Below are 24,254 nucleotides of genomic sequence, written 5' to 3' on the forward strand. Positions count from 1 at the left end.
TCAATACAGCTGATCGATTAAAGTGTTAGGAGTAAAAAATAGCTATAATGAAAAACGTATTTTTACCTATGGTTTTAATTCTATGCTCCTGTTCGTCAAGTATAGATGAAGACAGCTTAAATATAGAAGCAGCGACTGAGTCTTTGGAGCGGCTATTATTAAAATGTGCAGAGAAAGGGGAGTATTTTTCTAGCGAGGTAGAACATATCGAGCCCATTGGAAAAAGACATTCCTATTGCGACCAAAGTGGGGCTTATATCAAATATGGTAATGTATTCGTTTCAGAGTACGGTTTGTATATGCCTGCAAAGGGAGTCACTATTGTAGAATCTGATGGCTCTGACCCCAGCTATAAAAAAATCCATGAATCTGTCTATAGCTACAAAATTCGAGGATAAAGTGCCTAACTGACCAAGCAAGCGGTATGAGGGTAAATCAGGTGGAGTATACTTTAAGAGCGATGGAAACTACTACTTAATGAAAACTAAAAAAGTAGATAGCCTGCTAGAATCTTACAAAACAGTACGTTTTCCAGGATACTATGCGTATCGTTCTGATTATTTTAGTAATAGCTACTGCTATCAGTTGCGCAATTCAGGTACCTTACGAAGGTGACGACAACCTTACCAGAAGCCTGTAAATTCAAACTTGGAGTAGGCCCGGAGAACATTGGACCTATCAAGAGGGAGAGAAAGGCGAGTTCAATACATATATTGGCCACCCACACTTTCCGCTCACTTATGATTTTGTTTGGTCTATAGAAGACTCTGTGCTGTATGTAGAATACGATCAATATTATGAGAAAGAACAAAAAGAATATACGTACAATGTCCTTGAGCTACAACAAGCACGCATGGTCCTTGAGCCTTTATACGGAGGGCGTAAGATTGCCCTCACTGTATACAATTTTTAAAAAGAATTGCCATCAGACCCTGAAAATTTTATTGGGGGCAAGTCGAGGCTAACCGATAGAGACTCCTGACTGTAAATGCAATGTTTAAATCCTTTAGAACACTCACTCGAGCGACAGCTAATACGGTCTGAACCTATTACCTCATCTTCCAAGATATCCTGAAGTGTGCCAGGTGAGGCTATTTTCCCAGTGACGCAACATTAGCAACTTCCATAAAACTGCATTCCTGTTGATTGCTACTCTTGTCAGATCAATCAACGGAGTAAGCCGACCTATTTCTATCTAATACACCGTAACTGGTCATATTTTATTGGTTTCTGATATTCCTCTTTGCGTTGGTGAGACATTATTGCTGCCTTCCTCATCAGAAAAATCAAGACGAGCCAGTTTCGTATTCAAGGTTATAACAACCGCTAAAACGGCCAATAGGACAGTAGCTGGTAAAGCAGTGCTGAGCGCTTGCCCAGCCAACAAGTGCGATCCCGAAGCTCCGATCAAAGCGATGGAGAAACCTGCATATCCCCACTGTTTAAGTGTTTCAAACTTCGGTTGAAGAATTGCAATCGCGCCAATCAAATAGGCGGTTCCTAAAATTTTCAACAAATAAAGCGGGTAGCCTAAATCAACCGTTGCCTGAACAATGGCTTCCTGTCCTGTTAGTTTGGCCATGCCTGATATCATCATCAGCACCGCGAACATAGATGAGGCCACGTAAAAGATGACTACCTGTTTTCTCATGAAGGGAACCCTATTTCGTTAAATGACGAGCACAGACTAGGTGTTCTCTTATTGCAGTTATATAGACAAAAAGGCAAACTTCCATTGCATTAATGCAACGTCAGGGTAATGTCATGGATTGGAACGATTTGAAGGTCGTTATCGCGCTTGCAGAGAAAGGAACCTTAAAGGCGGCTTCTAGCCAGTTGAATGTTAATTCAACCACTGTTTGGAGGCGGATCCAGCAGCTTGAAAGCGAGCTTTCAACGCAGCTATTTATTGTTAGTCGTCGCGGCTACCAACTGACTGAGGCGGGGCGAACTGTTTTGGATAGTGCCAAGCGAATGGAGTCATTGGCCGATGGCATCCTCATTCAAAGTTCTCTGCAACATGACATAGTTCAAGGTTTAATTCGTGTTACCGCACCCTCAACAATGGCAACGACCACTTTGCCCGAGTGGGTAAGTGAATTCCGGAGGTCATTCCCCGACGTTGAGTTTGAGATCCTTGAAAGTGAGCAGGCTCTGGATATCGAGCATCGCGATGCGGACATTGCTATTAGGGCAAGTCATACAGCACCGGAAAACCTTATTGCACGTAAAATGAGAGATGTAAATTTAAGCATCTATGCCTCTGAAGGCTTTTTGAAGGCTAGTGGGTATAACACTCCTTTCAAGTTGTCCGAAATTGAACGCCTAACAGCTATTGACTACGTGCACTTAGATAACCCAGCAGTGCATTGGTATCAGAAACGAATTAAACACAATGCTAAATCCATATATTGTAATTCTATCACTACAGCACTGAACGCTGCATTTAATGATCAAGGAATAGCTTTGCTACCAACTGATGATTCGTATGATCTTGTCGAACTCTATCGATTGGATGCTAAGTACAACTCATCTTTGTGGATTCTAGCTAATAAGGATCTGAGAAACACAGCACGTATCAAGGCTTTTTGGGACTTCTTAATTACTAAAATGGAAAATTATAAAGTTCAATGATTTGCATATTCCTATGCATGGAACTATCAGGGGGAGATAAAATCCTATGTATGACGATATGTTACAACACCAAAGGTTCCTCTATCTCTTCTTCATTCTCTTGTCATCTTATTTTTCCGCCTCAAGTCCAAACCTGACTATGTAATTTACGCTTAATAGGTTTCAGATAATTCCCTGTTTATGCGGGCTTTGATAGGCTCGCTATCAAACAATATGTTACAAATCAAGGGCTTCGGTTACCATTGAATATGGGCTTTCATTTCCCGCTAACAAAAAGGAATTCAGTATAAGAATCAGGCAAGAACAACCATACAAAGCCAAGCACGATCGCAAGAACAAGTATTTGTTGGACCACCACCATTTTGCAGCCATGCTCCATATTGATTGGCGCTTGCTGTACAAGCAAGAATTTGGAATTATCAAGCAATGTCAGGAATACTAGAACCAGAGCGTCTTTTGAGCGAAATGAATCCCGAACTTATTGAAGGTGAATTTGTATTTTGCACCGTTTCAGGCTCATTAGCTCAATATATTGAGTGGAACCCACTTGCAAGCTTCAACGAAAAAGAAGGATTAACACTTGTCTTAACAAAGGATATCGCAAGCCGTGAGGGCTTGCGGTTTAAAAATACTTACAAGCAAATAACTTTAACCGTACATTCTAGTTTAGAGGCTGTTGGATTAACAGCCGCTGTTTCTAACAAACTGGCTTCGAAGGGTATTAGTGCAAATGTAATTGCAGCATACTTCCATGACCATATTTTTGTACAATCAGAAAAAGCAAGGGAAGCGTTGATTGCATTGAAAGAAGTCGGCAAGAACAGTTTATAAGTGCTCCAACAAGGGTATATACTGGCTGACTACTACGTTGCGTGTCAGATTTTGACCACCTCGTATATGCCTATCAAGCAAGTGTTAAGATTTTAGGGTTGAGAAAGTATGGCAAAGGAAATTGAGCGGAAGTTCTTAGTTGATAAAAAGGCTATTGCTTCTTTTACAGGTGGAAAGAGAATCAAACAAGCCTATATAAGTACGGAGTCCAAAGCTGTAGTCAGAGTTCGCGTAATCGGAGATCATGCATATCTAACATTGAAAGGTGAAAGTAAAGGAATTACACGGACTGAGTTTGAGTATCCAATACCCTTTGAAGACGCAGATGAAATGATTGCGGAGCTATGTGATGGTCCCATCATAGATAAAACGAGATTCATAGTAGAGCACGAAAAACACACCTGGGAAATAGATATCTTTCATGGAGACAATGACGGCTTGATTATTGCTGAGGTCGAGATGCAAAGTGAATCTGAAAGTGTGGAGTTGCCGGAGTGGATTGATAAAGAGGTTACTGGAGATCCAAGATATTACAATTCCAATTTATTATATTTTCCATTTAAAGATTGGGACAAATCATAACTAGAACGTACACAACATTGACACATGCTTCGCTGAGCTAATCACAAAATAAATTCTGTATGTCCTCGGCTCAGCGAGGCATCATGAGTAAATCACTATGAACCCAGCCATAGAAGAATTAAAAAGATATTTAACCGAGCTAGAATCGGTGAATGACTTTGAATCGATAGAACTTAAAGCAGAGCATATTGGCATTTTAATTCAGGTAAAGTCGGCGATAGGACAGCTTGAACTATGCGAAAAGTATGGTATCAGCGCAGGTTCACTAGTAAGTAGTTTACCCAAAACTGAAAATCCAAATTTTTGCTACTTAATGGTACATGAAAACGAGTCGTCGAACCCTGATAACTGGGAGGAAGTTATCTTCGAAGGACAGAAAATTCAGTTTAGTGGTGGTGACCTTGTAATTCGCAAGTAATCAACACACAGTAAATCATTGTCGCCAATCAACAAACTGCTTGTATATTACAATTCTTATAGAAGTTAAGCACTATAGACCCACGCCGAAAGCATGCCTAAAAAGAGACTAAAAGGTACTCAGACGCAAGTAATGACTACTATGACAATAAGAGCAATTTGCTTATTAATTTTGGTTTTAGGAATCACAATCCTCTTTGGCATTATAAAAATCCACAACCCCGATGTAAGCTTTGAAAGCTCAGATGGCCATTGGGGAGACTCTGAAGTTCAATTTAAGGGGCGGGATTATTCCGTAATAGAAGAAGGGTTCCGTAGGTACAAACTTCAATGTAACGCAAGCGATGTGTACCTTGTTAGAAATACTGAGAAGAATTGGATAAATGTACTCGCTTGGCCAAACTACCTCTCTCATGACAAATGGAAGCTCCCATACAGAGCCGCAAGTGGAATGCACTATGATGGAATTATTAGGTGCCAGACAAATCAATAACATCACATTCTAATTCCAGTACAGCGTAACCCTAAAATTCCGATCTGCTTTTAATCAGAGGAATAGTTTAATAGCAATAGGACCCTCCTTCATCTTCTGAAAACTGGCGCACATTTTCATTTATTCAGCTGTCGCAAGACATTACATAACCCTACCGAATAAAAAGTATACACATAAGAATTAAACGTTCCTTCGCACCACTGGCGCTATCTCCCGCAACGATTTATAAATCAGACAAGCGAATAGGATTACCGACAACTAAAAAATTTCTCAGAAAAGCAATAATCGTTTTTCAAATTATCTCTTCTTGCGTGAGAGCACCCTCAAAATCAGAATTCTTGATTTGCCCTTTTACTGCAAGACCAGTGATTGATACGGGCTTCGCCCGCAGAAACATGGGAGAGCGAAGTTGAATTACCCGGATCAGTTCACTCCTCAGATTTGGCCATTGATTGTCTATTGCCTGGCCGTATTTGCCCTAATTACCTTAATGCTCAGCCTTTCCTATTTTCTCGGTCAGAAACGCAGAGACCCGGCTACCGATGAGCCCTATGAGTCGGGTATTGTTTCCCAGGGCAATGCGCGTCTGCGCCTCTCTGTCGCCTATTACCTTGTTGCCATCCTGTTTATCGTCTTCGACCTGGAGGCGATTTACCTGTTTAGCTGGTCCATCGCATTTTATGAAACTGGCCTGCTCGGGTTTATCGAGGCCACCGTATTTATCGTGATACTGCTGGTGGGGCTTATTTATCTGTGGCGCCTGGGTGCACTTGACTGGGGCGGATACCAGAAGAGTTTGGAGAAACGCCAAAAACCCCGATAACAACAATGAGAATTCATAATGCGCTGGAAGCTGAGCAAAGCCGACGACCTGATTGCTACCGAACACGGCAATCCTTCTGAAGAAATAAGCACTCAAGATTTAGAAAAAAATATTCTCCTTACCAAACTCGAAGAGCTGGTTTCCTGGGGCCGTTCAAATTCCCTGTGGCCATTTAACTTCGGGTTGTCCTGTTGCTATGTAGAAATGGCCACCGCCTTCACCAGCCGCCACGACATCTCCCGCTTTGGCGCTGAGGTCATCCGTGCAACCCCACGACAAGCGGATTTGATTGTAATTTCAGGGACGGTTTTCCTGAAAATGGCACCAGTGGTACAGCGACTCTACGAGCAAATGATCGAGCCCCGTTGGGTCATCTCCATGGGTTCCTGCGCAAATTCCGGCGGTATGTACGATATCTACAGTGTGGTTCAGGGGGTCGATAAGTTTCTCCCGGTCGATGTTTATGTGCCCGGCTGTCCACCGCGCCCAGAGGCCCTACTGCAGGGATTAACCTTGCTGCAAAAGTCGGTGGCTGCGGAGAGACGAGCCTTCAGCTGGGTTGTCGATGATCAAGGAACTCACAAGGTTCCAAAGCCCAGTCAGCGTGATCTCCATAGGGAGGAACGTATGAAAGCTGACATGCTACGTGCGCCCGACAGTGTTTAGGCTTCATGGAATAAGAAAAAAACAACGGAATAGCCAATGACTGGCGTAATTGCGAAAACTGTCCACACAGCAACTCCCTACAGGAAAGCAGCAGAGGCATTTATTCGGGACCTCGACACCGGATATAAGCTTCACTCATTCTGGTGGCAGCCATACAGTGATGATATGCCCACACTGTGGATCGAGAAACATGCCTTGATCCCTCTTTTGCTCTTTCTCAAGCGGGATATCGCCCAGCCATTTGAAATGCTGTATGACCTGAGTGCTATCGACGAACGGCTGCGGGTCAACCGTGGGGAGGGAACCGAAAAACAGCCTTCCAGCGATTTCACCCTGGTATATCAACTACTTTCATTTACCCGCAATTTATTTATCCGTATCAAGGTGGCTCTTCCCGAGAGTGATCTGAGCGCACCGACCATTACTGCCGTTTGGGAGAATGCCAACTGGTATGAACGGGAAGTGTGGGATCTATTCGGTATCAACTTTCCCGGTCATCCCCATTTACAGAGAATCATGATGCCGCTGACCTGGAAGGGGCATCCACTGCGCAAGGATCACCACGCCCGAGCTACCGAAGTCGACCCATTTAGTCTGTCAGAAGAGAAGGAGCGCAAAGAACAAGACGCCCTGCTGTTCCGGCCGGAAGACTGGGGCATGGCCAGGAGTAATGAAGACTCAGAGTTTATGTTCCTCAATCTGGGCCCGAATCACCCCAGTGTGCACGGGGTATTCCGTGTAGCCCTTCAGCTGGATGGTGAACAGATTATCGATGCAGTGCCAGATATCGGTTACCACCATCGCGGTGCAGAGAAGATGGCCGAGCGCCAGGCCTGGCATACCTATGTGCCCTACACCGACCGTATCGATTACCTCGGCGGTGTCATGAACAACCTGCCCTATGTGATGGCACTGGAGCAACTCGCCGGCATTAAGGTCCCTGAACGCGCACAGATGATACGGGTGATGATGTGCGAGTTCTTCCGCATATCCAGCCACCTGGTATTTTTTGGCACCTTTGCCCAGGACGTGGGGCAGATGTCTCCCGTGTTCTATATGTTTATCGATAGGGAAAAACTGTTTGGAATAGTTGAGGCCATTACCGGCGGCAGAATGCACCCGGCATGGTTCCGTATCGGCGGTGTAGCGCAGGATTTACCGCAGGGTTGGGACAAGATGGTGCGGGAATTTCTCGACTATATGCCCGCACGCTTAGCCGATTACGACGGCATGGTCATTAAAAATAAACTCCTGCAACGCCGCACCCGTGGCATCGGTGTCTACGACACGGCAGAGGCGTTTGAGTGGGGGGTTACCGGGCCAGGGCTTCGCGCCACGGGCCTGGATTGGGATCTGCGTAAAAAGCGCCCTTACAGCGGCTATGATCAGTTCGAGTTCGAGATTCCCAGCTACGATGGTGGGGACTGTTTCGACCGCTGCCGGGTCCGGGTGGATGAGATATGGCAGAGCCTGCGGATTATCCGCCAGTGCCTGGAAAATATGCCGGCAGGCCCTTATAAGTCGGACCACCCTTTGACCACCCCTCCGCGAAAGGGGCGCACCATGGAGGATATCGAGACTTTAATTCAGCACTTTGTGAATAACAGCTGGGGACCGGTAATGCCAGCCGGCGAAGTGTGTTATCCCATTGAGGCCACTAAAGGAATCAACAGCTACCAGATCGTTAGTGATGGGGGGACCACCTCATACAGGACCCGAATTCGCACCCCTTCATTCCCACACCTGCAAATGATTCCGTTAATGTCCAACGGACTGTTGATTGCTGACCTTATTGCCATTATTGCCAGCATCGACTTCGTCATGGCGGATGTGGACAGATAACAATAAAAAACTACGGCACGCACAGGGCCGTATAGCAGCGGAGTAGAAAAGTGCACGGAAATATACCCAGCGTTTCAGCCATCGCACACACAGATGGCAGCAGCGCCTCAACGAAACCTCCGCAAGTTCTATCTCGGGGGCGACTATGTCCAGCTTACTAGAACCGGAATTGATTGAAGTAATGGAGCAAGGCAATAGCAATTCAGCAGACAACCTGGCGATCTTAACAGTACAAGAAAAAGAGGAAATTGATCAGGAAGCCACCCACTACCACGAAAAAACTTCAGTGGGGCTCGAGGCGTTGCGGATTGTACAGAAACATCGCGGCTGGATTTCCGATGAGAGCCTCCAGGCAATTTCCAATTATCTGGATATTCCCGTTGCAGAACTTGAGAGTGTCGCCACCTACTTCCAGTTGATTTTCCGCCAACCAGTAGGCAAGGAAGTGATCTACCTGTGCAAAAGCTCCAGCTGCTGGATTATGGGTTGCGATAATTTGCAGAAAAAAATATCTGAGCGCTTAAATATCCAGCCTGGAGAGACCTCCAGAGATGGGATTTTCACCCTGCTGGAAACGCCCTGCCTGGGAGATTGTGACAAAGCCCCAGTCCTTATGCTTGGCGAGGAAATGCACCGCCACTTGGATGAGAAAGGTATTGATGAATTAATCGATAAGAAGAAAAAATACCATGCTGACAAATCCACTGACTAAGAATATTTCCAGTGAAAATATTGCCGCCACTATAGAGCAATATGTGGAAAACGACGGCTACCAGGGCTGGCGCAAAGCCATCACCATGGTACCGGACGATATTATCAACGAAGTAAAAGATGCAGGCCTGCGCGGACGCGGTGGAGCGGGGTTTAATACTGGGCTGAAGTGGAGTTTTGTACCTAGGGGTGAAGATTCGCCCAAGCAAAAGTACGTTGTCTGTAACGCCGATGAAATGGAGCCCGGCGCCTTCAAAGACCGATTGCTAATGGAGCGAGACCCTCACCTCCTTCTTGAGGGAATGGCGATAGCCGCCTATGCCATTGGCGCCTCTCACGCCTATATTTTTATTCGTGGTGAATACCACCTGGCTGCAAACCGGCTCGAACAGGCAATCGATGAAGCCAAGCAGCAGGGCATGATTGGCGAAAATATTTTCGACAGTGGCTTTAATCTGGAGATCTGTCTGCACCGCAGCGCCGGTAACTATATCTGTGGTGAAGAAACCGCACTGCTAAACGCCCTTGAAGGCAAGCGGGCCATTCCCCGCGCCAAGCCCCCCTTTCCACAGGTCAGCGGGCTTTGGGGCAAACCCACTGTCGTTAACAATGTAGAGACCTTGTGCAACCTCCCCCATTTAATTAGCCACGGCGTGGAGTGGTACAAAAACCTTAGCCGGGGTGACGATGCGGGAAGCAAAATATTTGGTGTTAGCGGCAAGGTTAATAATCCAGGAGCTTGGGAACTCCCGATGGGGACGCCCATTCGCGAAATTATTGAACAACATGCCGGTGGCATGAAAGATGGCCTACAACTGAAGGGCATTCTTCCCGGTGGAGGATCGACCGACTTCCTCGGCCCGGACCACCTCGATCTTCCCATGGATTACGACGTTATCGGCAAGGCCGGCAGCCGTATGGGGACCGGCACGATCACCGTGCTCGACGATAAAACCTGCCCCGTTGGCTTGGTACTGAACTTGACCCAGTTCTTTGCGCGGGAATCCTGTGGCTGGTGCACCCCCTGCCGGGACGGCTTGCCCTGGGCCGTCAAAATTCTGGAGAGAATAGAGTCTGGCCAGGGGACTAAAGAAGACTTGGAACTCCTCAGGGAACAGTGTGAGCGTATTGGCCCCGGCAATACCTTTTGCGCCCTGGCTCCCGGCGCTGCAGAGCCTATACAAAGCGCGTTAAAACTCTTTGAACAGGATTTTATCGACCATATTGAAGGCGGTTGTTGCCCCTACCAATAAATTAGCGCGACTAAATTAGTACAACAACCCTGCCCCTGAAAGCATTAATAAAAAGAAAATGGATTTCAAATGCCAACCATCACAATAGACGGTAATAAATACCAGGTTGATGGAGATCAAAACCTGCTCACTGCCTGCCTGTCCCTGGGTTTGAATGTCCCCTATTTTTGCTGGCACCCCGCCATGGGTTCTGTTGGCGCCTGCCGCCAGTGTGCAGTTATCGAGCATAAGGACAGCGAAGATCAACGGGGCCGGTTGATTATGAGCTGTATGACGCCGATAAAAGACGGCGGTATTTACAGTGTCAGTTCGGAAGCTGCGAAAGATTTTCGCGGTTCTGTGATAGAAGACTTGATGACCAACCACCCTCATGATTGTCCGGTTTGTGAGGAGGGCGGCGAGTGCCACTTACAGGATATGACTGAAATGTCCGGTCATACCATGCGCCGCTATCAGGGTACCAAGCGCACCCACCGAAACCAGTATCTCGGCCCCTTTATCAATCACGAAATGAATCGCTGTATTACCTGCTATCGATGTGTCAGGTTCTATCACGACTATGCCGGTGGCGAGGATTTACAAGCACTGGGCCGCAATCACCAGGTCTTTTTTGGCCGCAATACTGAGGGCATGCTGGAAAATGGTTTTAGTGGGAACCTTGTCGAAGTGTGCCCCACCGGAGTATTTACCGATAAGACCTTCAGCCAGCACTTTGTCCGAAAATGGGATTTGCAAACAGCTGCCTCAGTCTGTGAACACTGCGCCGTGGGTTGCAACACCGCGCCAGGAGCGAGGGAATCCGGCAACAACCAAGACCCGATGTTGCGCCGTGTGGTTAACTTATATCACCACGATATCAACGGCTATTTTCTCTGTGACCGGGGGCGCTTTGGATACGAATATGTCAACAGTAAGAGCCGGATAACCCAGGTACTTTCTGCACGCAAAGATGATGTGATCAGCTCTACAGCAGAAACTGATGAACGTCTGCACAAAGAGGTTTCCCCCAAGGACGCGGTGTTCTCACTTTCAGAAAAACTCGCATCTGCGCAAAGAGGTGAGCATCACTTAATAGGCATAGGTTCACCCAGGGCATCATTGGAAAATAACTTCGCCCTATTAAAGTTTGTAGGACGGGATAACTTCTTCTCTGGTCTCAACCAGCGGGATATGCAGCTACTACACCTTGTCGATAGAATTCAGAGCGATGCCAATATCCACAGCCCGACCATCCCTGAGATAGAAAATTCAGATGTTGTATTGATACTCGGAGAAGATATCTACAACACAGCCCCCAGGGTTGCTCTGGCAGTTCGCCAAGCAGCACGGAGCCGCCAAAAAGAACAAGCTGAATCATTAAGAATACCCTTGTGGCAGGATGCTTCCGTTCGACAATTAGAGGGTGAACCCAGCCCGATTATTTTTATCGGCACTGAACTCAATCAGATCTCAGATATTACCTGTAAAGCGATCTATACCCTGCCGGAACAGGCTGCCCAAATCGGCCAGGCAATTGCCAATAATATTCTGGAGGTTAAAAGCAACAAAACTTCACTGAGTCCAGAGAATCTGGAGGAAGCTGAAAGAGTCTCAGCAATATTAACTGCGGCCAAGAACCCAGTGATCATCTCTGGAACCAGTAGCAAGAATATCCACCTTACCCACAGCGCAGCCAAAATCGCCAGTGCACTGGTGGAAAAAAATGGCAAACCCACTTCTCTATATTTGTGTTGTGAAGAGGCTAATAGCTTGGGAGTTATTCAGCTGTTTGAGCCCGAAACCGGTTCCCTTGAGCATCTGATCACTGAACTCAAGAATGACAAAACCAATATCGATAAAACCCTAGTGATTCTGGAGAATGACCTCTCCTTAAGAATCGCGAGTGAAGAGTTAAACAGTCTGTTTGCCAGCGTCGACCATATCATTCTGCTGGACACCCTGCTCAATGAAACCGCCAAACATGCCGACTTAATCTTTCCTGTATCCGCAACGGCCGAATCCCAAGGGACATTTGTTAACAATACTGGTTTGGCACAGCGATTTTATGCGGTCTATGAAGGCACTGGCTATATCCAGGAGAGCTGGCGCTGGCTGGTAGATGCCGCTGGTTTTTGCACAGAACACTCCGAGAGTATCGACACTATTATCAATTGGAATCACTGCCCGGATATCACCGATTCCCTGGCAGAAAGTGTTGCTTCACTCAAGGTCATCAAAGATTTAGGGCCGGATGAAAATTTCCGGATTGAAGGGCTGAAGGTTGCTCGACAGACCGCTCGCTACAGTGGGCGCACGGCTATTCACGCAGAGGAACATGTCTCAGAGGAGCCCCCACACCAAGACCCCGATGCTCCTATGAGCTTTAGCATGGAAGGCGTGCACAATCCAAACCGGTCACCGCTGCAAGCCAATATCTGGTCTCCCGGATGGAACTCCAACCAATCAATTTTCAAGTTTCAGCAGGATGTGGGTGGCGAACGCCGTGGTGGTGCCTCGGGTAAATATATCCAGCGGCGAGAGCAAGCACTATCGGAGTGGTCCTTGCCCACAGCCTCCGATGGCGATACAGATAGCGATAACCACAGTCTAGCGACACTGCCGATTTACCGAATGTTTGGTTCGGAAGAGCTCAGTAACCGCGCAATGGCCATCGCTACAGTGATCGATAAGCCATTCTTTACTTTAAATCGCGGTGATGCCGAAAGTGCCAACCTCAACCAGGGAGACACAGTGGCGTTAGACACCAATAGCGGTGTTTTCCGGGGCAGTGTGGTTATCTCCGATAGCCAACCTTCGGGCAGCCTGGGTGTGCCCTATGGTCTTCCAGGGCTTGAAACTCTTGCCCCCGTATTACCGGGTGGCGCCAATCTGTTGCCAGTGGAAGAAAGCTCCGCAATCGGGCAAGAGGACTAATTATGAGCACAAATATCTGGATCATATTGCTCAATATTTTCGGCGTATTGATAGTTACCGTGCTGCTAGCAGCCATTTTAACTTGGGGCGAGCGCCGCCTATTGGGTTTTTGGCAAGATCGTCCGGGCCCTAACCGGGTCGGAAAATTTGGCACCCTGCAAGTTATTGCAGATATGATCAAGCTGTTCTTTAAGGAAGACTTCACTCCGAAATTTGCAGATATTCCCGTATTTGTACTGGCACCCACTGTAGTTATGGCAACCATGTTGATTGCCTTTGCCGTAGTGCCCATTTCGCCCAATATTGGGGTCACCGACCTGAATATCGGTTTACTGTTTGTGCTGGCTATGAGTTCTATTGCGGTCTATAGCGTAATTCTTGGGGGATATGCATCAAATAATAAATATGCTCTGCTCGGTGGGCTAAGGGCTGCCGCTCAAACCGTGTCCTATGAAGTATTTATGGGTTTGAGCCTGATGGGCGTTGTTATGCTCTCAGGCAGTTTCAATCTGCGCGAGATTGTTAATGCCCAGGCAGATGGTTGGTTTATCATCCCTCAATTCCTGGGTTTTATTGTTTTCTTTATTGCCGGTATTGCCGAGAGCCGCAGAACTCCATTTGATCTTCCGGAAGCTGAGCACGAACTGACAGCGGGATTCCATACCGAATACTCCGGTATGAAGTTCGGCATGTTCTTTGTGGGTGAATATCTGGCAGTGATTCTAATTTCAGCGCTAATCACCACCCTGTTTCTCGGTGGATGGCACGGCCCCCTACTGCCCCCATTTATCTGGTTTTGCCTGAAGACTGCCATTCTGGTTGGTGTGTTTATTCTTTTAAGGGCGGCGATTCCACGCCCCCGCTATGACCAATTAATGAAATTCGGCTGGAAGGTCATGCTACCTCTGGCCCTGATCAATCTACTGGCTACCGCAGCGGTACTTTTGTGGACTGCCTAGAAAATTAAAATAAGCGTGCGAGGCCAAAGAAATGATTTCAAGCCAGATTCGCAGCATGTGGTTGGTATTTAAACACCTGTTCCGGAAGAACGTTACCGTACAATACCCTGACCAAAAGCCCTACCTGGCACCCAGATATCGTGGCAGGATCGTGCTCACCCGAGATCCCAACGGTGACGAGCGCTGCGTTGCCTGTAATCTCTGCGCCGTTGCCTGCCCTCCTGATTGTATTTCACTGCAAAAAACAGAAGATCCAGACGGCCGCTGGCGCCCCGAATATTTTCGTATCAATTTTTCCCGCTGCATTATGTGCGGGCTTTGTGAAGATGCCTGCCCAACCTATGCCATCCAGCTAACACCTGACTTTGAGATGTGCGAGTACGACCGGCAAAACATGGTGTACGAAAAGGAAGATCTTCTAATCAGTGGTCCCGGTAAGTATCACGATTACAGTTTTTATCAAATTGCAGGAAAGGCCATCTCAGGTAAGGACAAGGGCGAAGCTCAAAATGAGGCCGAGCCCATTAATGTAAAAAGCCTAAATCTCTGATTTCAATAGGGCTGATAACTAAAAAGAGGTTTTCCCAGTGAATTACATTTTCTACTTAACCGCTGCGGTTGCCATTGTCTCAACCGCCATGGTTATTTTTCACAAGAACGCGGTCCACGCGCTACTTTATCTTGTCACTTCACTTTTGTCGGTTGCCGTTATTTTCTACCAGTTTGGCGCTCCCCTGGCAGCAGCTTTGGAAGTTATTATTTATGCCGGCGCCATCATGGTATTGATTATTTTTGTCATCATGATGCTCAATCAGGGAGACGCTTCAGTTGCACAGGAGCAAGCCTGGTTACAACCCCACACCTGGATTGGCCCAGCCCTTCTATCAGCCATTTTGTTAATCCAGCTACTTCTGCTGGTTAGTAGCGGGCAAATTCCTTCAGAGCAAACCTATCACTATATCGGGCCCAAACAGGTCGGTATTGCACTTTTTAGCCATTACGTTCTCGCTGTCGAACTGGCTTCAATGCTGCTTTTGGCGGGGCTTGTTGGAGCTTTTCACCTCGCCCGACACAGAAGAACAGTTAAACCGGAGTGAAGCTATGCCTATCGAATCTGCACCTGGTTTGGAGGCTGGCGTGCTGTTGGCCTCCATTCTGTTTTGCTTGGGGTTAGCCGGATTACTCATCCGAAGAAATATTATTTTTATGCTGATGTGTATTGAAATTTGCACCAATGCCGCAGCATTAATGTTTGTTGTCGCCGGCGCACACTGGGGCAATGCTGATGGGCAGGTGATGTTTGTTTTTGTTGTCACCCTGGCCGCTGCCGAAGTAGCCATTGCACTGGCGCTGGTCCTTCAATTCTATTATCGCAAACACACGGTCGATATTGACCAGCTCAATGGATTGAGGGGTTAATATGAACGGATCACTAGCCTGGATACCATTGCTTCCCTTTCTTGGTTTCCTGACCCTCATCAGTATTCCACTGTTTACACAAAAGGAACCCTCACAAAAGTTAGTAAGCCTGATTGGTGTGGGCAGTGTGGGAATCGCAGCGATTCTGGTTTTTAACCTCGCACTCTCCACCTTTCTGGGCAACCCGGAATCGGTCGTTACACTGTCAATTTGGCAGTGGATGCGGGTATTAGACCTCCAGCTAGGCTTCACCTTTCATGTGGACTGGCTAACCCTGGTAATGCTGATGATCATTACCGGAGTGGGCTTCCTTATTCACTTATACTCAGCCGGATATATGCGTGAAGATCCGGATTTCCGCCGCTACTTTTCCTACCTGAATCTATTTGTCTCTGCCATGTTAATTCTTGTAATGGCGGACAACCTGGTACTTCTCTATCTGGGATGGGAAGGCGTTGGTCTTTGTTCCTACTTGCTCATTGGCTTTTGGTATAAGGACCCTGCAAACGGCGCGGCCGCGCAGAAAGCATTTATCGTCACCCGGGTCGGCGATACCGCCATGGCGATCGGCTTGTTCCTGCTGTTCTTTGAGTTCTCAACACTAAATATACCGGAGCTCATCACAGCGGCAGGGAATCCCGAGGTCAATACTCAAATTGTCACTATCGCTATGCTGCTGTTACTGGGTGGCGCTGTGGGTAAGTCAGCACAGATTCCACTCCAGACCTGGCTCCCCGATGCGATGGCAGGCCCCACTCCCGTCAGCGCCCTTATCCACGCTGCCACCATGGTGACGGCCGGGGTCTACTTGATCGCCCGCATGCACCCGCTTTATCAGCTGTCTGGAACCGCCATGACAGCTGTAGCCATTGTCGGCGCTTTGACTCTATTAATCTCCGGATTCAGTGCTATCGCACAAAGTGATATCAAACGGGTCCTGGCCTATTCAACCATCTCCCAGATTGGATATATGTTCCTGGCCCTGGGTGTCGGTGCCTGGTCAGGAGCCATCTTCCATTTGATGACCCACGCCTTCTTCAAGGCTCTGCTCTTCCTCTCCGCAGGGTCAGTAATCCTGAGCGTACATCACGAGCAGAATATCTTTGCCATGGGCGGCCTCTATCGCAAAATCCCCTTTACCTTTATCTGCTTTACCATCGGTTGCGCCTGCCTGGCAGCGCTCCCATTTACGTCCGGCTTCTACAGCAAAGATCATATTTTGCTCAGCGCTTATGAATATCATCAAGGAGTAAACCTGCTTTGGCTTGCCGGTCTATTGGGAGCACTGGTCACAGGGATTTATAGCTTCCGGGTTCTGTTTCTTGCATTTCTGGGCAGTGAGGGCAGCGCCTCCTCACACTGTAAAGACGCCAATAACACGGTGATGATGCTTCCCTTGGGCCTCCTCGCTGTGCTTGCCCTATTTGGTGGAATTCTCGCTCCACCTCTACAGGGAGTCTTTGGCACCCCAACCGATGAACACCACTCCTGGGTCATTGAAGCCATTGCCATTGCTATGCCGCTGATCGGCCTGTTTATCGCTTGGAAAATGTTCCTGTTCGAGAAGAAAGTTGGGGAGCAGCGCTCTCCACTAATGCAGTTTTGGTTTAAGGGATGGGGTTTTGACTGGGTCTATGACCGGGTCTTTGTAAGACCTTTTAAATTTATCACCGCCCTTAACCACAAAGATATTATCGACAGCATCTACAAGGGTACCGCTTCGCTGAGTGCACATTTAAATAACGCCCTCAGCTCTTCACAAAACGGCCAAATACGTTGGTACCTGGCCACCTTTGTAGCCGGATCAATTTTATTCCTAGCCCTGTTGGTGGCTCTATGACATTACTGGCAATAATTATAATTTTATTTGTTGGGGGAATATTAGCCTGGCTGGCAGAGAGACATCTCTATGAGGGTGGACGCTTAATCAGCCTGGTTTCCCTGATTATCGCATCCCTACTCTTGATCAGCTATTTCCCCCAGGCAGAGTCCACAGCTGTTACAGGTGGCAGTCAGTGGTGGGATAGCCTTTTGGTATCCTGGATACCCAGGTTTGGGATCAGCTTCCATCTGGCGATTGATGGACTCAGCTTTCTTATGCTGCTACTGACAATGGGGATGGGGATCTTTGGGTTAGTAATAACCTGGAATGATGTCACCTTCCGACGCGGCTTCTTTTATTTTAACTACCTGTGGACACTGGCCGGTATTGTCGGTGTGTTTACCGCTATCGACCTGTTTTTATTCTTTTTCTTCTGGGAAGTCATGCTGATTCCCATGCTGCTGTTGATTGCAGTTTGGGGCTATGAGGGCAGAGTCTACGCTGCGATAAAGTTCTTTATTTTCACCCAGGCAAGCAGCTTGTTAATGCTGATTGCCATCGTTGCCTTGGCATTTATCCACTATCGGAATAGCGGACAACTGACCTTTAACTATATGGATTTGTTGGGTGCTCAACTGTCTGCAACAGCAGCTTATTGGTTAATGCTCGGATTTTTTATTGCCTTTATCGTCAAGTTGCCAGCGCTGCCCTTCCATACCTGGTTACCTGACGCCCATACCCAGGCCCCTACTGCCGGCAGTATTCTGCTGGCGGCGATTCTGTTGAAAACAGGAGCCTATGGTTTATTACGCTTTACACTGCCCTTATTCCCGGAGAGTTCACAAGCTTTTGCACCCGTTGCAATGACCATTGGAGCCATCAGTGTGGTCTACGGCGCATCGCTGGCATTCGCTCAGAAGGATATGAAAAGACTTGTGGCCTATTCCAGTGTGAGCCATATGGGATTTGTTCTATTGGGGCTCTACGCGCTGAATACTATCGCCCTGCAGGGCGCAGTGATGCAAATGATCGCCCACGGCTTGAGTACCGCTGCTCTCTTCGCATTAGTAGGCGCACTACAGCATCGTCTCCATACTCGGGATATGAGTCAGCTCGGCGGTGTCTGGCCTCTTCTGCCAAAGCTATCCGCCGTTGCACTCTTCTTTGCCATCGCCTCGCTAGGACTGCCTGGGCTGGGTAATTTTGTTGCCGAATTCCTGGTGCTTGTTGGTAGCTTTAAAGCTAATCACTGGTTAACGGTTATTGCAGCAATTGGGCTTATTGGAGCAGCACTCTATGCACTATTGATGATGCAACGTGTCTTCTTTGGCAAGTTTAATGACAAATTGAAACCCGCTACAGAGGGGAAAACTGTCAGTGATCTAAGCCTCAGGGAGATCTCTGCGCTTCTTTCACTGGCGGTGCTTCTCGTGATCTTCGGGCTCCGCCCCCAGCCTATCTTTGATATCGCCGAGCCTACGATTGCCAAATCAATGCAAAAATTTCAGGCCCCCGAAAATGAAGAAGTCGTCATAGAAAAGACAGGGCCGGAAACTTCAGCAAGCTTATCCTCTCCTACTGCTAAAAGCGCTAATACAGGTACATCTCTATGAGTGCCCAAGAACTATTTTCTATCCTACCGCTTTTACTGATTAGTGCCGGTATTGTAGTTTTGCTGCTCCAAGTATCCTTCTGGAGAAATCATGCGGGCGCTCTGGTTACAACTCTTATCACCTTGGTAGCCGCTATCATTGCCTGTTTCTGGGTTGGAGCCAGCCTATCGGGCAATAACGGGTCCATTCAAGTGACTGCCCTACTCTCGATTGACTACAACTCGTTGTTCTTCTGTCTGCTGATATTAGTTACCGCCATAGCCGTCAGCGTTATGGGATACAACTACTTAAAACTTCGGTGTGACCTGAATAGAAACCCGGATAGCTATCCAGAAGAGTTTTATATACTACTTTTACTTGCCATTTTGGGAGCAAGCACCCTGGTATTTGCCAGCCACTTTGCCACCTTTTTCCTCGGTATAGAATTAATTAGCCTCGCACTTTATCCACTGTTGGGATTTGCGGTTACTGGCAATTTATCCTCAAGTAAAGATCAAGTAAATTCCCTGGAATCTGCCTTTAAATACTTAATCCTTTCAGCACTTTCTACCGCTCTCGGGCTATTCGGTATCGCACTAATTTATGCGGCGTCTGGGGCACTGGACTTTGGCAGTATCGCTACACGGATACAGGATCTTTCACAGACTTCTGCTCTTTTTGCAACCGGCGCCACTCTGCTGGTCATTTCTGTTGCTTTCAAGTTATCACTGGTTCCATTTCATATCTGGACACCCGATGTATTCCAGGGCGCACCTACGCCTACGACGGCGTTGATCGCCACAGTGGGAAAAACAGCCGTAATTGCCTTTCTGTTGCGATTCTTTAATACCTTAAATCTCTACCAGAGCCCTATTCTTATTGATTTACTGACAATCGCCGCCATAGCCAGCATGCTGATAGGAAATTTATTGGCCCTGATGCAAAACAATATCAAAAGGCTGCTGGCCTACTCCTCAATCGGCCATATAGGCTATTTAATTGTGGCGTTTATCATCGGCAATAGCGCGTTTGGTACAGAGGCGGTTATTTATTACATGGTCGCTTATGTCATTACTACACTAGGAGCCTTTGCAATTGTTGGCCTGATAGCTGATTCAGTGGAGGCCGCCCAACTAACCAATGGAACAAATGTCAGTGACGTGACCGACAGTGCAGATGATCCCTATCACAGAGACTTTTACCGGGGATTACTCTGGCGTAGTCCATGGCTGGCGAGCTGTCTTGCTCTAATGCTGTTATCTCTGGCTGGAATTCCCTTAACTATTGGGTTTATTGGGAAGTTTTACGTCTTTACCGCAGGTGTTGAAGGAAAAATGTGGGCTCTTCTCGCTGGTGTGGTTATTGGTAGTGCATTGGGCCTCTTCTATTACCTTCGTCTTCTACTTACGATGGTACAAAGAGATGCCATTGACACTAGCAGTAACAGCGAAACGTTACAAATTACCACTTCAGGGCAGTTTTTAATCGCAACTCTCGCTGCCGTACTGGTTTTTTTCGGAATATTTCCACAGGTCCTTATTAACTGGATAAATGCTATATAAAGTAGAGAGCGAGTGCTGATGTAAAAATATTTTAAAGCCCAGGCAATAGCCTGGTCATCAGAGGGTACTTACTATGAAGACTTTCAAACAAGCATTTGAAGTCATCAAGGATGCTGAGAGATTTCACCTGGAAATGGCAGCTGTTTACGAGACCTTACTGGACAAATCAGAGGACTACCGAACCCAATTGCTATTAAAACACATGCTTGAGCATGAGCAGAGAATGGCGAAAAACCTGCAGAACTACAATGATGTAGCGCAAAATAAGGTGATGAAGACATGGTTGCAATACACCCATGAAGAAAGTGCCAATGACTTTATTCGCCGCCTCAATCTGAGTGATCCACCGACAATTCGTGAAATTAATAATATGGGACGAGAGGTAGATCGCTATTTCTCAGAACTCTATCAGGCGGTGTATGGTGCAATTGAGTCGATGGAGGTGAAAGAGGTGTTTGAAGACCTAAAGCAAATACAAGATAAGGAAAGAATTACCTTATCTATGGCCACAAATTCACTGTGGGATATGTAAAAATCCCGCTACTTACAGCGGGATCTAATCGTCACATAATTCTGCAGTCGGCTAACCCGGTATTAAGAATACCCAGGTTAGCCAGCTACAAAATGCCAGCTACAGCTGGGATTACTTAGAACTCATACTGCGCTCTTACGTAGTACAGAGCTCCATTGAATCCCATAGGTGCCGTTTCCGGATATTCCGCTCCAGCAACACCGGACCAGGGGTTTTTATCTGGATAGTTGTTGAATACGTTTTCCGCACCTGCGATCAAGGTCATGGAATCATTGAAGTCATAAGCAGCCTCAATATCCACAGTCCACTCATCACCGGCATCAATGGGCAAGCTGTAATCGTCCAAATGTGCTTCCCAGTAGCTACCGTAGTAGTTGAGTCGTACTAGGCCGCGCCAGCTGTCACCACTATGGGTGACAGATGCATTACCACGCACCTCTGGTAGTCCGTCCTCCAGCTGCCTGATACGCATTTCATCCATGGTATCCGTACTGAAATCGGTAACTTCCGTTTCCGTCCAGTTGAAAGCCAGGTTGAAATCTGTTGCATCACCGAGTGGGTAAGTCGCCACCAAGTCGATACCCTGGGTTTGGGTATCGAAGTCATTGGTGTAGAAACGGAAATATTCAAGGGAATCAGCACCACTGATGCCATCCTGAACCAACTGATCCCGCTCTTCATCGGTCAGTTCCTGGTTAGCAGATTGAGTGATTCGATCTGTCACCTCGATGAGGAAGTAATCCAGGGTAATATCCCAATCACCTGCGGCAATAATTGTACCGAAAGTAAAGCTCTGAGACTCCTCTGGCTGCAGCTGCTTACCGCCTTTCAATACAGCAATGGGGTTGGTTGCCGGTATAGTTCCCCGGTTAGCCAATGCGCCATTGGTATAAGCCGTAGTGACATTGGTAATGTTGGACTGACCTGGTGTCGGAGCACGGAAACCGGTGCTCAGCGTAGAGCGCAGGGCAATCACATCGTTGATTGTATAGTGGGCTGACAATTTGAAATTGGAAGTATCTCCGAAATCAGAGAAGTCTTCCCAACGCAGTGCCGCACCTAATCGAAGAGCTTCGACGACTTCGAGTTCGAAGTCGGTGTAAAGTGCAATATTATCCCGGTCAAATGTGCCTACAACCTCAGGACCAAAACCAGAGAATCCATTCGAACCAATCAGGAAACCCTGCTCTGCCAGATCACCAACTTGCCAGGAGGCAGTATCACCCTGTTTGACCTCAAACTCTTCTTCACGCCATTCAAAGCCCGTGGCCATGAACAGAGGCATTCCGGCAAGTTCAATGCTCTTAGTCAAATCGATATTGAAGTTGTTTTCTTCCTGTATATAACCACCAGGGCTAAATCTGGTCGGGCTGTCAGGTCCGAGCGTGGCATTGACGGTGTTGTAGATTAAAAAGTCTACTTCGTTGTGACCGGTACTGGCACTTACATCGTAGCCAATGCCATTTGCAAATTCACCACGAACACCAAATACTGCTGAGTAGTCCTCTAGCTCACCGCCAAAGCGCGGAGTAAATCCGCCTGGGAACATTTCGGTGTATGAGAAGCACTCATCACTAGACTGTGCTTCCTCATGGGTCATGCCAATACAATCATAGATACCATTGCTAGCATCCAGATCACCAATTAAGGGCTCATCATCAAGCGCATAAACGCCGGGACGAGTTTCCGGGTTCCGGAAGTAAAAGCCCCCATCTGTTTCGCGGCTGGCATAGTTACCAAAGGCATACAGCTCAGCAGTATCATTTAGCTCTATGGCACTGTTAACAAAGAACTTGGTGTCGTCATTAACTTCTGGCTGGCCCCAGATCTGCGCAGGATTGGCAACATAGGTATTGCCATCGGCGATCAACTGGGCTGCATCATCCCGCTGCACACTGCGGCTGGTAGAATCCTGCTCACGATACTCAAGGCTGACATTCACAAAACCAGAGTCTGTCAGAGGCAGGCCAAAATTCGCCGCTATCGTACTCTGATCACCATCACCTTCAGCGGTAGTAGCATACTTGGCTTCAACCGTGCCGCCCTCAGCTGCATCCTTTAACTGAAAGTTGATAACGCCGGCAATCGCATCGGAGCCATATTGGGCTGCGGCACCGTCACGCAGGACCTCAACCTGTTTCAGAGCAATCGCCGGAATTGCAGAGATATCTGGCCCCTGGGCACCATCTGAAACACCACTTCCGAGGAAGGAAATGACGGCAGCGCGATGGCGACGCTTACCATTTACCAGAACCAGTGTGCTATCGGGTGGCAGTCCACGCAGGTTTGCAGGGCGAACGATTGAGGCAGCATCAGAAATTGGCTTTGCATTAACGTTGTAGGATGGAACAACGTTTCTAAGCAGGTTACTGAGATCTCCATCACCCTGGTTTACAAATTCTTCTCCGGTCACGATATCGATGGGAGCGGAGGAATCTGTAGCGGAACGCCCTTCAACACGGGTACCGATTGTTATCACTTCCTCAAGGAGTGCATCTTCAGCAAAAGTGGGACTGCTTAGTGCAGCAATCGAAGCTGCCAGCAGAGAGGGAGCGCCAAAGGCTGTAAGCCAGCGCTTCTTTTTTTCATTCATAGGAGAAATACCCTGTTTTAGTTATCTCTTATTTTCTTCCGAGCCAAATCAACCAGCTTTCACTTAAACCAACTTGTGCGTTAAAGCAAAATAAATTGGCTAATTAAGGTAGTGCTCCAGGAGATCAATAATAATTTTATACGCACTTGAAAGCTCGCTTATGCAGAGGGCGGTTACCACCAATACATTCACTGCAAGAAGTGTGACAACCAGAGAAAATGCCAGAAAAACTACAATTTGCAAGAGCAAAAAAGGCAATTTAAAAATTAAGAACGACTAAAAATGTAGATACTGACAAAACTGCCAAAAATAAAATAAATCTAATTAGATGATTAAATTAAATTTTAGTACAAGGGGAAGCCAAATAGAGCGCTCATGAACAAGCAGGGTATATCCCAAATAATAACTTCTACAGAGGACAAATGAAACTTATTTGATGATTTGGGGTAAAAAAATAACCTTAACCTACTGCAATAAACATGATAAATATCATCTCCACAAACAAATACTGTGAAGATATTTTATCTTGTCAGCTCTAACTCACAGACAAACATCCACAGAAAACCCACTTAACAAAAGAGATTAATACTAAAAAACTAATGAATATGAG

The 24,254-nt window shown here is 47.1% G+C and carries 21 protein-coding genes; 19 read left to right on the forward strand and 2 right to left on the reverse strand.

The genetic code is table 11. From position 1 onward, the window contains the following. The first annotated feature begins 47 nt into the window (after window positions 1-47). Window positions 48-398 carry a hypothetical protein gene (locus ACJJIL_RS17015; protein ID WP_445360301.1) on the forward strand — a complete coding sequence of 117 codons (351 nt, stop codon included), beginning with the start codon at window positions 48-50 and terminating at the stop codon, window positions 396-398. An 815-nt stretch (window positions 399-1,213) separates the two neighbouring features. On the opposite strand, the gene ACJJIL_RS17020 is transcribed toward ACJJIL_RS17015, so the two are convergent. Continuing rightward, window positions 1,214-1,651: a DoxX family protein gene (locus tag ACJJIL_RS17020; RefSeq protein WP_445360302.1), complete on the reverse strand. Its 438-nt coding sequence runs from the start codon at window positions 1,649-1,651 to the stop codon at window positions 1,214-1,216. Window positions 1,652-1,764: 113 nt separating this feature from the next. On the opposite strand from ACJJIL_RS17020, the gene ACJJIL_RS17025 reads away from it, so the two are divergent. The 18 genes from ACJJIL_RS17025 to ACJJIL_RS17110 all read left to right on the forward strand — a co-directional run bounded on the left by ACJJIL_RS17025 (window position 1,765) and on the right by ACJJIL_RS17110 (window position 21,051). After that, window positions 1,765-2,634, forward strand: a complete 870-nt coding sequence (locus ACJJIL_RS17025; RefSeq protein WP_445360303.1) for a LysR family transcriptional regulator — start codon at window positions 1,765-1,767, stop codon at window positions 2,632-2,634. A gap of 426 nt (window positions 2,635-3,060) precedes the next feature. Further along, the gene (locus ACJJIL_RS17030; RefSeq protein ID WP_445360304.1) at window positions 3,061-3,465 is read left to right on the forward strand and encodes an ACT domain-containing protein; all 405 of its coding nucleotides are present in this window, start codon (window positions 3,061-3,063) and stop codon (window positions 3,463-3,465) included. Window positions 3,466-3,573: 108 nt separating this feature from the next. Continuing rightward, window positions 3,574-4,047 (forward strand): CYTH domain-containing protein, encoded by a 474-nt coding sequence (locus tag ACJJIL_RS17035; protein ID WP_445360305.1) that lies wholly within the window; start codon window positions 3,574-3,576, stop codon window positions 4,045-4,047. 97 nt (window positions 4,048-4,144) lie between these two features. Next, window positions 4,145-4,465 (forward strand): hypothetical protein, encoded by a 321-nt coding sequence (locus ACJJIL_RS17040; protein ID WP_413664593.1) that lies wholly within the window; start codon window positions 4,145-4,147, stop codon window positions 4,463-4,465. A gap of 901 nt (window positions 4,466-5,366) precedes the next feature. Next, window positions 5,367-5,780: an NADH-quinone oxidoreductase subunit A gene (gene ndhC, locus ACJJIL_RS17045; protein WP_282934024.1), complete on the forward strand. Its 414-nt coding sequence runs from the start codon at window positions 5,367-5,369 to the stop codon at window positions 5,778-5,780. Window positions 5,781-5,798: 18 nt separating this feature from the next. Next, window positions 5,799-6,446 carry an NADH-quinone oxidoreductase subunit B gene (locus ACJJIL_RS17050; protein WP_282934025.1) on the forward strand — a complete coding sequence of 216 codons (648 nt, stop codon included), beginning with the start codon at window positions 5,799-5,801 and terminating at the stop codon, window positions 6,444-6,446. 36 nt (window positions 6,447-6,482) lie between these two features. Next, window positions 6,483-8,288, forward strand: a complete 1,806-nt coding sequence (gene nuoC / locus ACJJIL_RS17055; RefSeq protein WP_445360306.1) for an NADH-quinone oxidoreductase subunit C/D — start codon at window positions 6,483-6,485, stop codon at window positions 8,286-8,288. A 145-nt stretch (window positions 8,289-8,433) separates the two neighbouring features. Continuing rightward, window positions 8,434-9,000, forward strand: coding sequence for an NADH-quinone oxidoreductase subunit NuoE (nuoE, locus tag ACJJIL_RS17060; RefSeq protein WP_445360307.1), 567 nt, complete (start codon window positions 8,434-8,436; stop codon window positions 8,998-9,000). After that, on the forward strand, window positions 8,978-10,252 hold the full coding sequence (nuoF, locus tag ACJJIL_RS17065) for an NADH-quinone oxidoreductase subunit NuoF (RefSeq protein WP_445360308.1): 1,275 nt from the start codon (window positions 8,978-8,980) through the stop codon (window positions 10,250-10,252). The genes nuoE and nuoF overlap by 23 nt, the downstream gene beginning before the upstream one ends. Window positions 10,253-10,321: 69 nt before the next feature. Continuing rightward, window positions 10,322-13,165: an NADH-quinone oxidoreductase subunit NuoG gene (nuoG, locus tag ACJJIL_RS17070; RefSeq protein ID WP_445360309.1), complete on the forward strand. Its 2,844-nt coding sequence runs from the start codon at window positions 10,322-10,324 to the stop codon at window positions 13,163-13,165. 2 nt (window positions 13,166-13,167) lie between these two features. Then, the gene (nuoH, locus tag ACJJIL_RS17075) at window positions 13,168-14,124 is read left to right on the forward strand and encodes an NADH-quinone oxidoreductase subunit NuoH (RefSeq protein WP_282934030.1); all 957 of its coding nucleotides are present in this window, start codon (window positions 13,168-13,170) and stop codon (window positions 14,122-14,124) included. 31 nt (window positions 14,125-14,155) lie between these two features. Then, window positions 14,156-14,674: an NADH-quinone oxidoreductase subunit NuoI gene (nuoI, locus tag ACJJIL_RS17080; RefSeq protein WP_282934031.1), complete on the forward strand. Its 519-nt coding sequence runs from the start codon at window positions 14,156-14,158 to the stop codon at window positions 14,672-14,674. 37 nt (window positions 14,675-14,711) lie between these two features. Further along, the gene (gene nuoJ, locus ACJJIL_RS17085) at window positions 14,712-15,221 is read left to right on the forward strand and encodes an NADH-quinone oxidoreductase subunit J (protein WP_413664586.1); all 510 of its coding nucleotides are present in this window, start codon (window positions 14,712-14,714) and stop codon (window positions 15,219-15,221) included. 4 nt (window positions 15,222-15,225) lie between these two features. Beyond that, on the forward strand, window positions 15,226-15,543 hold the full coding sequence (gene nuoK / locus ACJJIL_RS17090) for an NADH-quinone oxidoreductase subunit NuoK (protein WP_444892930.1): 318 nt from the start codon (window positions 15,226-15,228) through the stop codon (window positions 15,541-15,543). Window position 15,544: 1 nt separating this feature from the next. Continuing rightward, window positions 15,545-17,383: an NADH-quinone oxidoreductase subunit L gene (nuoL, locus tag ACJJIL_RS17095; RefSeq protein WP_445360310.1), complete on the forward strand. Its 1,839-nt coding sequence runs from the start codon at window positions 15,545-15,547 to the stop codon at window positions 17,381-17,383. Then, window positions 17,380-18,978, forward strand: a complete 1,599-nt coding sequence (nuoM, locus tag ACJJIL_RS17100; protein ID WP_445360311.1) for an NADH-quinone oxidoreductase subunit M — start codon at window positions 17,380-17,382, stop codon at window positions 18,976-18,978. Before nuoL ends, nuoM begins: the two co-directional genes overlap by 4 nt. Continuing rightward, window positions 18,975-20,519 carry an NADH-quinone oxidoreductase subunit N gene (locus ACJJIL_RS17105; RefSeq protein ID WP_413664582.1) on the forward strand — a complete coding sequence of 515 codons (1,545 nt, stop codon included), beginning with the start codon at window positions 18,975-18,977 and terminating at the stop codon, window positions 20,517-20,519. Before nuoM ends, ACJJIL_RS17105 begins: the two co-directional genes overlap by 4 nt. A gap of 73 nt (window positions 20,520-20,592) precedes the next feature. Then, on the forward strand, window positions 20,593-21,051 hold the full coding sequence (locus ACJJIL_RS17110) for a hypothetical protein (protein WP_282934036.1): 459 nt from the start codon (window positions 20,593-20,595) through the stop codon (window positions 21,049-21,051). A 115-nt stretch (window positions 21,052-21,166) separates the two neighbouring features. Here the strand turns inward: ACJJIL_RS17110 and ACJJIL_RS17115 are convergent, their stop codons facing one another. Then, window positions 21,167-23,644: a TonB-dependent receptor plug domain-containing protein gene (locus ACJJIL_RS17115; protein ID WP_445360312.1), complete on the reverse strand. Its 2,478-nt coding sequence runs from the start codon at window positions 23,642-23,644 to the stop codon at window positions 21,167-21,169. Window positions 23,645-24,254 lie beyond the last annotated feature (610 nt).

The sequence above is a fragment of the Microbulbifer maximicatervae (SeqCode) genome (genome assembly GCF_052468095.1).